The sequence below is a fragment of the Pseudomonas sp. m6p genome (assembly GCF_055760375.1).
Genome location: NZ_CM147084.1, coordinates 3,323,999 through 3,336,979 on the forward strand (window position 1 = coordinate 3,323,999; position 12,981 = coordinate 3,336,979).

General features: G+C 63.0%; 11 protein-coding genes. All 11 read left to right on the forward strand.

Annotated elements, in window-relative coordinates:
• The first annotated feature begins 12 nt into the window (after positions 1-12).
• The 11 genes from ACYZUM_RS15015 to ACYZUM_RS15065 are packed head-to-tail and all read left to right on the forward strand — an operon-like array spanning position 13 to position 12,841.
• Complete coding sequence (locus ACYZUM_RS15015) at positions 13-759, forward strand: sugar transferase (RefSeq protein ID WP_108183135.1); 747 nt, start codon at positions 13-15, stop codon at positions 757-759.
• Positions 759-1,406 carry a CpsD/CapB family tyrosine-protein kinase gene (locus ACYZUM_RS15020; protein WP_007961335.1) on the forward strand — a complete coding sequence of 216 codons (648 nt, stop codon included), beginning with the start codon at positions 759-761 and terminating at the stop codon, positions 1,404-1,406. The genes ACYZUM_RS15015 and ACYZUM_RS15020 overlap by 1 nt, the downstream gene beginning before the upstream one ends.
• Before the next feature lie 21 nt (positions 1,407-1,427).
• Complete coding sequence (locus tag ACYZUM_RS15025; protein WP_041066273.1) at positions 1,428-2,453, forward strand: polysaccharide biosynthesis/export family protein; 1,026 nt, start codon at positions 1,428-1,430, stop codon at positions 2,451-2,453.
• A gap of 17 nt (positions 2,454-2,470) precedes the next feature.
• The gene (locus ACYZUM_RS15030) at positions 2,471-4,063 is read left to right on the forward strand and encodes a GumC family protein (RefSeq protein ID WP_108183136.1); all 1,593 of its coding nucleotides are present in this window, start codon (positions 2,471-2,473) and stop codon (positions 4,061-4,063) included.
• Positions 4,060-5,151 (forward strand): glycosyltransferase family 4 protein, encoded by a 1,092-nt coding sequence (locus ACYZUM_RS15035; protein WP_108183137.1) that lies wholly within the window; start codon positions 4,060-4,062, stop codon positions 5,149-5,151. Before ACYZUM_RS15030 ends, ACYZUM_RS15035 begins: the two co-directional genes overlap by 4 nt.
• Positions 5,148-6,515, forward strand: coding sequence for an O-antigen ligase family protein (locus tag ACYZUM_RS15040; RefSeq protein ID WP_108183138.1), 1,368 nt, complete (start codon positions 5,148-5,150; stop codon positions 6,513-6,515). Before ACYZUM_RS15035 ends, ACYZUM_RS15040 begins: the two co-directional genes overlap by 4 nt.
• Positions 6,512-7,480 carry a glycosyltransferase gene (locus ACYZUM_RS15045; RefSeq protein ID WP_108183139.1) on the forward strand — a complete coding sequence of 323 codons (969 nt, stop codon included), beginning with the start codon at positions 6,512-6,514 and terminating at the stop codon, positions 7,478-7,480. The genes ACYZUM_RS15040 and ACYZUM_RS15045 overlap by 4 nt, the downstream gene beginning before the upstream one ends.
• Positions 7,473-8,609 (forward strand): glycosyltransferase family 2 protein, encoded by a 1,137-nt coding sequence (locus ACYZUM_RS15050; protein ID WP_108183140.1) that lies wholly within the window; start codon positions 7,473-7,475, stop codon positions 8,607-8,609. The genes ACYZUM_RS15045 and ACYZUM_RS15050 overlap by 8 nt, the downstream gene beginning before the upstream one ends.
• A gap of 13 nt (positions 8,610-8,622) precedes the next feature.
• Positions 8,623-9,624, forward strand: a complete 1,002-nt coding sequence (locus tag ACYZUM_RS15055; protein WP_108183141.1) for a polysaccharide deacetylase family protein — start codon at positions 8,623-8,625, stop codon at positions 9,622-9,624.
• Positions 9,621-10,925: a lipopolysaccharide biosynthesis protein gene (locus ACYZUM_RS15060; RefSeq protein WP_041066252.1), complete on the forward strand. Its 1,305-nt coding sequence runs from the start codon at positions 9,621-9,623 to the stop codon at positions 10,923-10,925. The genes ACYZUM_RS15055 and ACYZUM_RS15060 overlap by 4 nt, the downstream gene beginning before the upstream one ends.
• On the forward strand, positions 10,922-12,841 hold the full coding sequence (locus ACYZUM_RS15065) for a hypothetical protein (protein WP_108183142.1): 1,920 nt from the start codon (positions 10,922-10,924) through the stop codon (positions 12,839-12,841). The genes ACYZUM_RS15060 and ACYZUM_RS15065 overlap by 4 nt, the downstream gene beginning before the upstream one ends.
• The last annotated feature ends 140 nt before the right edge of the window (positions 12,842-12,981 follow it).

The following is a 12,981-nucleotide window of genomic DNA, read 5'->3' on the forward strand; positions in this document are numbered from 1 at the left end:
GCGGAGGTCCCCATGACTGGACATGAACAAGGTGTACCGATCAACCAGATGCGCCGTGACAAGCGCATGGATCCCGAGCACCGAATGCGCCTCGATTCCGCCATCCACAGGCAGGGCCGTGGCTGGTTGACCGGCCGTGACGGTGGCCGGCCATGGACGCTGTCACGCACCAACCGGGTATTGGCCTGCTTCGGTGCACTGCTGCTGCTGGTGGTGTTCTCGCCGCTGCTGCTGGGCCTGGCACTGGCCATCAAATTCACCAGCCCGGGACCGGTGATGTTCGTGCAGAAACGCACCGGTTATCGCGGCCGCACCTTCGGCATGTACAAGTTCCGCACCATGGTCTGCAACGCCGAAGAGCTGAAGGAATCGCTGCGTCACCTCAACAAGCACGGGGTCGACGCCATCGATTTCAAGATCGACAAGGACCCACGCATCACCGGTATCGGCGGTTTCCTGCGGCGCACCAGCCTCGATGAACTGCCCAACCTGTTCAACGTGGTGAGCGGTGACATGCGCCTGGTCGGCCCGCGGCCGACCTCGTTCAACGCCTACCGCTACAAGGACAATCACCTCGCGCGCCTGAGCATCTACCCCGGCATGACCGGCCTGTGGCAGATCTCCGGGCGCAGCAACATCGACTTCGACCAGCGCGTTGAGTTGGACCTCAGCTACATCGCCGAGCAAAGCCTTTTGCTTGATCTGAAGATCTTGTTGAAAACCCCCTTCAAAGTATTCAGCGGCCACGGAGCAAGCTAATGGACGGTTCAACCAACAAAAGCCTGAGCATTGCCAACCCCAGCGAATCGAACCTGATCTCGACCGTGCTGGATCTGGATCTGCGGATCCTGTTCCTGACCGCCGCCAACCCGGGCGCCGGTACCACCACCAGCGCATTGGCGCTGGCCAGCCAACTGGCGCAGATGAGCAGCGGCCAGGTGCTGCTGGTCGATGCCAGCCAGTCGGCGGGCAACCTCACGCAGCAATTGAACCTGGGCAAGGAGCGCGGTCTGCGCGACCTGCTGTTCAACCCGGACAACCCGCCGCTGTTGCAGGATTGCGTGGTGCAGGTTTCCAGCCTGCCGTTCCACGTGCTGCCCAACGGCCGGCCGATCCGCACCCTCGAACACCTGACCGCCGAGCGCCTGAGCCCGCTGCTCGACCGCTTGGGCACGCAGTATCGCTTCGTGGTGATCGACGGCGACGCGGTGTATTCCGCCGCCGACACGCTGGTGCTCGCCACTCAAGTCGATGGCGTGGTGTTTGTGGTGCGCGCCGAAGACACCCGCTGGGAAGTCGCCCAGGCCGCCGTGCAACGCCTGACCCAGGCCGGGGCAAAAGTGGTCGGCAGCGTATTCAACCGGCGCAAGTACTACATGCCCAAGTGGCTCTACAAAAACCTGTAAGCAAACGCGAGGGATGACGCCATGAACGCCAAGATACTGGTTCTGCTGATGCTGCCGCTTGCAGGCTGCTCCAGCAATTCCGAAACCCAGAACATGCCGGTGAACATTCTCACCGCCACCCCGGCCAACGCCCAGGCCACCGACATGCCGAAGATCGAGCAGACCTTGCGTCCGCAAGACGTGCTGGATGTGATCTTCCACATCAGCACCAGCGGCTCGGACGCCTACCGCGTGCAGTCGGGTGACCAGATCGGCCTGAACTTCACCGCCGCCAGCCAGCTCAATGGCAACCAGTTGGTGCTGCCCGACGGCACCATCAACCTGCCCGGCGCCAACACCTCGGTGAAAATCGCCGGCCTGACCGCCGATGAAGCGCGCGATGAAATCCAGCGTGCCTACCAGCGTAAACAGCTGTTCCAGCCCAACCGCAATCAGTTGACGGTGCAGGTCATCAGTCCGCTGACCAATGAGCAGAACCTGAAAAGCGCGCTGAATCACCCCGCTACCGGCATGAGCCGCGAGATCACCGTGGGCAACGACGGTTATGCGAGCTTTCCGGAAATCGGCGCGGTGCCGCTGCAAGGCATGACCATCAATCAACTGGAAACCTTCCTCAACCAGAAGTACGCGCAATTGCCGGGGCGGATGAGCGTCGATGTGATGCTCAAGTCCACCGCCGGCAACGAGATCTACGTGCTGGGCGAGGTCGGCCAACCGGGCTCCTACCCGATCCGCCGTCCAGTGTCGGTGCTTGAAGCGCTGACCCTGGCGCGCGGCACCAACGTCAAGGCGCGTCTGGACTCGGTGGTGATCATGCGCCGCAACGGCAATCAGGTGCAGGCCGTGCACTACGACGTGGAAAAAGCCCTGTCGGGCGATGCGTCGCAGATCGCCTACCTGCAACCGGACGACATGCTGTTCGTGCCGAAAACCAAACTGGCGAGTGCCGGCGATCTGGCCCGGCAACTGGCCGATGTGGTGCTGTTTCAGGGCGTGGGTTTCAGCTTCGGCTACCGCGTCGACAACAAAGGCAGTAACAACAACTGACTCTCAGGTGACCGATCATGAATCCAAAGGAAAACTACCTGCATGAGTTCTTCAGGATCTTCTTCGCCAACAAGCAGCTGGTGAAACGGGTCTTCCTGATCTTTGCAGTCATCGCGTTGGTACTGCCGCTGGTGCTCAAACAGAGCTTCGATATCACCGCCCAAGTGATCGTGCAGTCGAAAAAACTCTCCCAGGGTGACGCCACCACGTCACTGACGGTCGATAACGCCACCTTCATTCCGCCGTCGCTGGCGGACATGGAAACCGAAAGCAACATCCTGCGGTCCCCGGCGCTGATCCGCCAGACCATCAGCGAGTTGCGCGACAAGGGCGAGTACAACCCGCCGGTCGGTATGTTCGCCAAACTGGTGAGCGATCCGATCCGGCGTTACGTCTCTTCGCCGCTGCGTGAGTACGTGATCAATCCGCTGCGCAACATGCTCGGGCTGCAAACCGATCCGGTGCGTGACACGGTGCTCGATGGCTTGACGCAAGATGCGATCAACAGCCTGAAGATCGAGACCCTGCCCGGCTCCAACGTGATCTCGATCATCTACAGCTTCCCGGATCCGCATCAGGGCACCACGTTCGTTGCGACCCTGCTGCAGAACTACCTGGTCAGCCGTCAGGCGCTGCAATCGATCGACTTGCCGCAATCCTTCTACGAAACCAAGAAGCACCTGTATCAGGTGCGCCTCGATGGGCTGGAAGGTAATCGGCAAGCGCTGCTGGAAAGTGTTGCATCGTCCGATCCGAAGGAAGAAATCACCTTCCGCCTGAACGCGATCAATACCGAAGAGCAGGCCCTGAACCTGTATCAGGATCGCCTGTTGCAGAGCCAGCGCTGGCTCGAATACCTGAAAACCGCGCTGACCGCTGCCAGCAGCAATAAGCTCAACGACTACACCTTCCCCTTCACCTTCACCACCACCGTCGATAACGTGGCGTTCGAGGATCGGGAAATCAAACAGTTGGGCGAGCAACTGACCACTCAGGTCAGCCGCTACATGAATGACCTCGCCGTGTTCCAGCCCGGCAGCGAGCCGATGCTGCTGACCCGTGAGCAGATCGCCCGCACCCGCCAGCAGTTCCTCAAAGTGGTGAGCAACCGCATTCAGGAACGCACCAATGACTTGGCCGTGGTGCAACAGGTGATCGATCAGAAAACCGCGCGCATCGCCGAGTTCAAGAACCGCATCCACACCTTGCAACAGACCCAGAGCAAGCTGCGGCAGATGGACACGGAAATCGACGCGCTGCACACGGCGTTCTCGACTTATGCGCAACGCTTCGCCGAAAGCAGCACCGCCGGTTCGCTCAACGATGACCTGTCGAACGCCAAGGTGCTCAGCCCGCCGTTCGAGCCGACCGAGCCGGCGTTCCCCAAACCGCTGCTGATCATTCCGTTCGGGCTGTTCACCGGTCTGCTGCTGGCGATTGCCCTGGTTTATGTACGTGAGTTCTTCGATCACCGTTTCAAACATCCGGCGCAGATCTCCCACGAACTGGGCCTGCCGGTGTTGCTGGTGATCAACGACGAGAACGTGCTGCCGAGCAATCCGCACAAGAACTGGACCGTGCCAAGCTTCGTGCACTGGGTGCGCAATTGAACACGCTGTCCACCCCGAACGCCGCGCTGCCGATCATTCACTTGCTCAGCAGCGGCGGCTTCTATGGGGCCGAGCGCATGTTGCTCGATCACTGCCTGGCGACACCGGGGCAGCACCAGGTGCTGTTTCTCGATGCACCGCCCGCGTTGATCGCGCGCTTTCGCGAAGCCGGGGTGGACTGTCGTGGTTGTGCCGGGCTGGGCGAGTTGTTGCGCCACCTGCGGGCCCGGCGCAGCGAACGGCCGCTGATCAATACGCACAACTTCAAGGGGCTGTTGTTCGGCTGGGTCGGCGCGACGCTGTTGCGTTTGCCGCTGGTCATCACCCAGCACGGCTTCACCCCGCGCAGCCGCAAACAGAAGTTCTACACCTGGCTGAGTCTGCAGTTGTGCCGCACCGCGTCGGTGGATCGGGTGGTGTGCGTGGCCGAGAGCATCGCGGTATTGCATCGTCAGGCCAGCGTGCAAGCTGAAAAGCTGCAGGTGATCCCCAACGGTTTACCCGCTGCCGCCGCGCTGGTCAGCAACGTTGACCGCCAGCGCTGGCTGGCCGGTTATGTCGGGCGCTTGAGCAGCGAGAAAGGTCCGGACCTGTTTCTCGATGCGCTGATTCCGCTGTGTCACCAGCATCCGCAACTGGACGCGGTGATGCTCGGCGACGGCCCGGAACGTGAGGCGCTGCAGGCGCGGATCGACGCCGCAGGTTTGCAGCAACGAATTCGCCTGCCCGGTTACCAGACCGCCATGCAGCCGTGGTGGCAACAACTGGATGCGCTGGTGATCAGCTCGCGCACCGAAGGCACGCCGATGATTCTGCTCGAAGCGATGCAGAGCGGCGTGCCGGTGGTGGCGTTTGCGGTCGGCGGCATTCCCGATGTACTCGAGCACCGGCACAACGGCTTGCTGGCGACACCCGCCGCCAGCGCCGACCTCGCCCGCCAGCTCGATAACCTGCTGAACGAGCCGAACCTGGCTCGGCAATTGTGTGACAACGCAAAGCGTACGCAACAGGATCGCTACGACCTCAAGGCCCTGGCCGAACGCTGGTCGCAGCTGTACATCCGCACGGCACGGGAGGCACGCGCATGATTTTCCCGCTCTCGATCGTCACGCTGCTCGGTCTGGTGTGCATCGGTCTGCTCGCCAGCCCTTATCCATTTCTCGCACCGGGTGCAGTCATTGGTCTGGTGGGGTTCACGGTGTTGTACCGCAAGCCGACCTGGGGCCTGCTGGGCATTGCCGCGCTGGTGCCGTTTGAAGGTTTCTTCAAGGACAGTGCGCTGTCCGGAAGCAAACTGATCGGCGCCTCGCTGGCGGTGATCCTGATGCTGCAACTGGCCCTGCATCAGATTCCCGGCGAGCGCCTGCGCAGCAATATCTGGCGGTTTCTGCTGTGGTTCCTCGTCCTGTATTTCCTCAGTTTGCTCAACACCGATGACCTCGGTATGTCACTGGGGCATCTGCGTGAACTGAGCGTCGGGCTGATCCTGTTTGTCATTACCCTGTTGATCGGCCGTGAACTGAATCTTGACCTGTTCGCCCGGCTGGTGACCCTGAGCGTCAGTGCCACCTGCGCCATGGCGATGTTCTCGACCAAATTCCAGGATCAAGGCCGCGCCGCCGGGCTGCTGGAGGACCCCAACGCCTTCGCCCTGCTGATCGCCTTCGCCATTCCGCTGGGCCTGCTGCTGGTGATTCGGGGGCCGAATCTGCTCCACCGGTTGTTCTGGGGCGCTTGCTGCCTGCTGCTGCTCGGTGGCATGACCAAGACCGAATCGCGCTCCGGGCTGGTGGTGGTGGCCTTGAGTCTGCTGATCGGCTGCTGGCACTACCGCGCGCAACTGACGCGGATTCGCCCTCGGCACCTGGGCTTCGCCATGCTCGGTGCAGCCATCGTGATTCCGCTGGCGATCTACGCGATGCCCGCCGGCTACGCCGCGCGCATTCAGTCGCTGAGTATTCTCAGTGCCGGCTCCAAGGCCCAGGATGAATCCCTCGGCCGCCGCGCTTCGTACATCGTGGTCGGCGGGCAGATGATCCGCGAGAACCCGCTGCTCGGTTCAGGCCCCGGCACCTTCCCGTTGCACTACGCGACCACCGGCTACGCCAAGGCGTTTTCCGCCAACCGCAAGATCGGTGACCTGTACCGCCGTGCGCACAACACCTACCTGGAAATCTTCAGTGAACTGGGGATTCCTGCCGGCCTGCTGTTCGTCGGCATGCTCGGCCTCGGCCTGTACAACCTGATTCGCGCACGCGCCGCGTGGATGCGGCGGCGCGATTGGCAACAGGCGGACCTGATGACCCACCTCGGCGTGAGCTTCCTGTCGCTGACCCTGTTCCTGATGTTCCTCAGCGCACCGAACCAGAAATACCTGTGGATCATGCTCGCGCTGACCAGCGTCCTGCGCCTCAAGGCCGAGCAGGCGCCACTGACCGAGGCAAGGACATGAGCCGGATCAGCATCATCATCCCGATGTTCAACGAGGCCCGGCACATTGGCCGCACGCTGCTGGCCGCGCAAAAAGCCGCACATGCAGCCGATGTCGAGTGCGAGTTGATCGTGGTCGACAACGGTTCGAGCGACGACGGCCCGCACATCGCCCGCCAGTTCGGTGCACAGGTGCTGGTGCTGCCGGGCCTGCTGATCGGTGCGCTGCGCAATCGCGGTGCGCTGCTGGCAAGCGGCGAGTGGATCGCGTTCATTGATGCCGACGTCGAGATGCCCGAAGACTGGCTCAAGCCCTTGTTCGAGCTGCAAGCCGAGGGTCAGGCCGATGTGTTCGGTCTGGACCTGCACACCCCCGCTGCCGCGCCGTGGTACGCCGCTGCCTGGCAACGGCGCACGCTGCGCCCGTCCAGCCAGAGCTCGCACCCGGTGGACTGGCTACCCAGCTCCAACCTGCTGATGCGCCGGCGCTGGTTCGACAAGGTCGGCGGTTTCGACGAACACCTGCGCACTGGCGAGGACAAGGAATTCACCCTGCGCCTGCGCGACAACGGCGCCGTATTGCTCTCGATCAACAACAACGTCGCCCTGCACTGGGGCTACGAAATGAACTGGCGCGAGTGGATGGGCAAGGAAATGTGGCGCCAGGGCAGTCATCTGCAACTGCTGCGCACCCACGGGTTCAGCCTGCGCCTGCTGCGTTTTCCGTTGCTGTCGATTGCGGTGTGGATCCTCGATTTCCTGGCGATTTCAGCGTTGCTCGACGGCTTCCCGCATCACGCCGCGACCATGGTCGCGTTGACCCTTCTGCCGGGGCTGGTGCTGAGCGTGCGGCAGAGTATCAAACACCGCGACATCGGCCTGACCCTGCAACTGTGGGGCCTGCACTGGGTGCGTCTGCACCTGGCGGGCGCCGCGTTCATTCTCAGTCTGTGTCATTGGAATGCCAGGAGGCCTGCCCGTGGCTGAATTCATTTTCTGGCTGTGCCTGCTGCTGCCGGTATACGCCTACCTTGGCTACCCGCTGCTGCTGACGGTGCTGGCGCCGCTGTTCCCGGCCTGGCGCCACAGCCCGGCGCCGCCGCTGAACATCAGCATCGTGATCGCCGCGCACAACGAGGCGCGGCACATCGAGCACAAATTGCGCACGCTGCTGGCGCAGGACTATCAGCCGGCCACGCTGCAGATCATTCTCGCCAGCGACGGCTCGACCGACGACACCGTGGCCTGTGCGCACAAGGTGATCGATTCGCGCATCACCGTGCTCGATCTGCCGCGCCAGGGCAAAGCGGCAACGCTGAATGCCGGGGCGGCACTGGCGACCGGCGATATCCTGGTGTTCACCGATGCCGATAACCAATGGTCGCGGGAAACCCTCGGCTACCTGCTCGCACCGCTCAGCGACCCCAACGTCGGTGCCTGCGCCGGGCACATGGTGATTCCGGTGACCGGCGGCGGCCTCAGCGTCGGCGACAGTCTGTACCGGCATTACGAGGGCTGGCTGCGCCGGGTGGAGAATCGCACCGGTTGCATGGTCTCGGCCGACGGCGCCCTGCTCGCCCTGCGCCGCGAGCTGTTCCAGAGCGTACCGGCGGAGGTCAATGACGACTTCTTTCTCAGCACCTGCGCGCCGGTCGCCTTCAAGCGCATTGTCTATGTGCCCGAGGCGCAGGTGATCGACCACGGTGTCGATGAAGCGGACAAACAGTTCCGCCGCCGTCAACGCGTCACCGTCGGTGGCCTGCAAAGCCTCGCCCAGCGCCGTGAACTGCTCAACCCGCTCAAACATGGCTTGTATTCGATTGCGCTGATCAGCCACAAGCTGATCCGGCGCCTGGCACCGATCCTCCTGCTGCCATTGCTGCTGAGCAATTTCTGGCTGTGGGAGGACCACGGATTCTATCGACTGGCCCTGATCGCCCAACTGTTCGGTTACGCCGTGGCGATTGCCGGACTGCTGGATTCACAACACCGGTTACCCAAACCGTTTCGCCTTGCGGCATTTCTGCTGGTCACGCTGGCAGGCATGAGCATCGGCCTGTGGCAGTTCCTGCGCGGCCAGCGTTACGCCCAGTGGAATCCTGAACAAAACCGTTGAAAGGAGCGAAGCCATGGCGATCAAACAATTAATAAAACGCACCAGTGGCTGGCTTTACCTCAATTCCCCGGTGGGACGCAATCAGCTGCACGGCGCCGGGGTGATCCTGATGTTGCACCGGGTGCTGGCCAACGACCGCGCCGCCGACCTGCCGCACCGCAATGAGCTGTGTGTCGGACCGAAAGCCTTCGAGCACCTGCTGGTGTGGCTGCGCCGACACTTCGATTGCGTGCCGCTGATGGACATCCTTGCGCCCACCTCACTGCGCAGCGACCGTCCACGGGTGGCACTGACGTTCGACGACGGCTGGCGCGACAACGCGGTCAATGCGTTCCCGCTGCTGCAAAAACATCAGGTGCCGGCGAGCATCTTTCTCTCCACCGATTTCATCGGCAGCCGCCAGCGCTTCTGGTGGGAAAGCCTTGGCGAGACCCTGTGGGGCAGCCATGGCGAAAAGGCGCGCATGCACTTGATCGAATACCTGCACATGATCCACCACCCACTGCCGGTACTGGTCGATGACATCGATGTCGACCGCCGCAGCCTGTCGCTGCTGCATTACCTGCAAAGCCTCAAAGACCTTGAACCGGCGATGCTTGAACGCTTGACCGACGAATGTCCGCCCGAAGCGCAGCCGCAAGCACTGGACTGGCATCAGGTACGGGCGCTGGAAGCCTCGGGGCTGGTGCGTTTCGGCCCGCACGGCGCCAGCCACGCGATCCTCACGGAACTGGACGATGTGCGCCTGAGCGAAGAAATCCGCCGCAGCCGCGACGCCTTGAACAACGGCTGCAACCGGCCACTGCCGGTGTATTGCTACCCCAACGGCAACAACGACGAGCGAGTAAGAAAACAGATTGCCGCGCACGATTACCCGTTCGCGCTGGGCACCGGCACCGGCATCTATCGCGGCGAAGGCGATCCACTGAACCTGCCACGTTTCGGCGTCAGCCAACGCACCGCGCGTAATCCCGAGCTGCTGTCGTGGCGCATCTTTCGTGGAAACCGGCCATGAGCCGCAGCCATTACCTCAAGCATCTGGCGCTGAGCATGGGCACCAAACTGGCGATGATCGCCTTGCGTTTGCTGCGCAATGTGTTGCTGGCGCGGATCCTCGGCCCCAGTGAGCGAGGGCTGTTTGCGCTGCTCAGCACCTTGCCCGATCTGATCAGCGCTGCCACCAGTGGCGGGTTGAATTCAGCCGTCGGTTATCAGGCCGCCAAGCAACGGCCGATGGGGTTGCTGCTGAGTCAGGTGCTGGTGTTTGGTTGCTTGCTCGCCGGCCTGTTGACCTTGTTGGTGGTAGCCCTGGTGCGTGAGTTCGGCAGTGAACTGGATGTCACCGTGCAGCTCGGTCTGCTGGCCTGGCTGTTACTGCTGGCGGTACCGCTGACCGTGCTGAAGAGCGGTCTGCTGACCCTGCACAACGCCTCCGGTGGCGTGGTCGCGTTCAACGCCTTGCGCCTGACCGAATCACTGGCGCCGCTGCTGCTGTTTCTCGCGCTGTTCTGGATGTGGAAAAGCGCGGCGCTGGAAGCGGCGCTGATCAGTTGGCTGGCCGGGATCAGCCTGGTGGTGCTGGCCGGTTGGGTCTGGCTCAAACGCGCGCAACCGCTGCACCTGCAATGGGATCGCGCCAGCCAGAACGAACTGCTGCGCTACAGCGCGCGCAGCCATCCGGACCTGCTGTTCCAGCAAGTGATTCTGCGCTCGGATTACCTGTTCATCGGCGCCCTGCTCGGCAGCACCGCGCTGGGGCATTATGCGATGGCCAGCGCCGCAGCCGAACTGCTGCTGATCGTCCCGGAAGCAGTGACCACACCGCTGATGAAACGCCTGTTGCAACAAGACGAAGGCATGGACAAGGTCACCCCGCTGGCCCTGCGCCTGACCGCCACGGTGATGCTCGGCGCGTGCCTGAGCATGGCCGTGATCGGCAACTGGCTGATCGTCACCCTGTTCGGCATCGCTTACCAACCGGCGTATCCGGCGCTGCTCGCCTTGCTGCCGGGGCTGCTCGGGCTGTGCTACGCGAGCATCCTGCGTCTGGACCTGCTGGGGAAAAACCGCCCCGGTACGGTGTCGCTGCTGATGGGCCTCGGCGCCCTGCTCAACCTGGCGCTGAACCTGGTGTTGATTCCGGCCTACGGCATCGTCGGTGCAGCGGCGGCATCGTCGATTGCCTACCTGGCCGTGACCGTGGCGATGCTGGTGTTGTACTGCCGTTTAAGCGGCGTGGCGTTTTGGCAAACCCTGATCATCCTGCCCAGCGACGTCGCGCCGATGTGGCAGATGCTGCACCGGAAGGCCGTATGAAAGGCCTGCTTCTGCTGCTCGGTCTCGGCCTGTCGCTGGACGCCTTTGCCGCGTCGATGCGCTGGGGCGAGATCCGCGACGGCAGCCTGTATCTGCAAGCCGATCGCCCGGACACCGTGACCGTGCGCTGGACCCCGGCGTGGCAGGCCGAGGCCAACGAAGAGCATCTGTACCTGCTCGACGGCCAGGGCAAACTGCAGGGCGAACGCTTGATCAAGGCCAGCGAAACCCGTGGCAGCCAGAGCTGGCCGCTGCTGCCGGGCGCTGCCAGTTATCGTCTGGAAATTCCTGGCTACAGCTTCCGCAATTATCGGGTCGAACACGATGAGCACACCGTGGCGCTGTTCGAGCCGGCCAAGGTGCATTTCAGCGCGCAGACACAGAACGGCGACGAGCTGTATTTCAAGGTGGCGCCAGGGGAACACGCGGTGCTGGCCGGCAAGTTTCATGGCGGGGTCAACGCGCTGCAGGCGCAACGGGTGGGCGATGATCAGCCACTGACGCTGGCGCTCAAACCCTATCGCGCCTATTGGCAGTTCGATCAACTGGCGTTGCCGGTCAGCGAACGCGAACAGGTCTGGCGCCTGCGTCTGCAAGGCAGCGGCAAAGCGGCGTTCTGGCTCGACGGCACGGCCAATCGGTTTGCGCAGACTGCGCAGCAACTCAAACCTGTGCGCGAAGAGACCGGCCAGATTCACCTGACCCTGCACGACAAAATCCTCGGACGCACGCCGGATCTGGGCATCGCCCTGCCCTACGTGATGCCGCCCACCAGTAGCCATGCGGTGCTGGATGCGTTGAAAGCGACCGCCGCCAGTTACTACAGTTTTGTCGATGTCACGGCGAAGAATCCGCACTTCGAAGACGCGTTCCGCAAGGTTTATCAGGAGCGCTTCGGCATCCGTCAGGACATCACCCTGCTCGCCGGCAGCCAGCGTCAGGCCGATCTGCGCGCCGACGTGCAAAGCAATGGCGGGCTCGACGCGTGGCTGGCCGGCACCCGCGCCTTGGGCGGCACGGGCACGCACTACATCGGTTTTGCCGATGAGCCGAACCTCAACTATTCGAGCTTCGAGCAATACCGGGCGATTTTCGCCAGCATGGCCAGGCAAGTGCGCAGCGATCCGGCAAATGCCAGGGCCGGTGTGCGCATCGCCATGCCGGCCAGTTCGCGGCTGGTCAACGGGCCGTTCGCCGATAACGCGGCAGACAAGCGTGGCATCGACTGGGCGCGGCGCTTGCTCGGTGAGTCCGCCGAGCAGATCGACGCACTGGCCTGGCACGAATGGATGATCCGCGACCTGCTCGCCACCCGGGTCTACCGCGACAGCGTGCGCCGCGCCGCCGAACTGGTTGGCCTCGACGCCCACGGCCAACCGCGCAAGGCCTTGCTGCTGGATCAGACCAACCTCTCCAGCGGCTCCAGCCTCAGCCCCTACGATCAAGAAACCCGGTACGCCGCGCTGTGGTGGACGTCGGTGGTGATCAACGCTTCGCAGGACGGTTTGCTGAGCATGCTCAACTGGTTTCAGGCCGCCGATGAGCCGGAATACCCCAAAGGCATGATCCGGGTCCTGGGCGCTGAGGGTTTCGAGCTGAAACCGGTGGGGCTGGCCCAGCAGTTCATCGCGCAGCACTGGCTGCATCAGGTGCTGTGGCTGGAGAACGACGGCTTCGAAGTCGATGTGCTGGCGATGGCCGGCGACGACCAGCGTGGCCTGCTCGGTGTGAACAAGGGCACGCGTTTGCAGCGGGTCGACCTGAGTGGCGCCAAGTGCCCACTCAACAACGGTGCGTTGCGTTACTTCGGCGCAGACAACCGCAGCCGCGACGCACCATTTGCCTGCCGCGAAGGACGCGTCAGCTTCGACTTGCCAGGGCAAACCCTGTTCGCGTTGAGCTGGAGCGCGTCATGAACCCGAATTTCAGACAATGCATGGCGAAAATAAATGTGTGGCGAGGGAGCTTGCTCCCGCTGGGCTGCGAAGCAGCCCCAATACTTGCGACCCTATTGGCGACTGCTGCGCAGCCGAGCGGGAGCAAGCTCCCTCGCCAC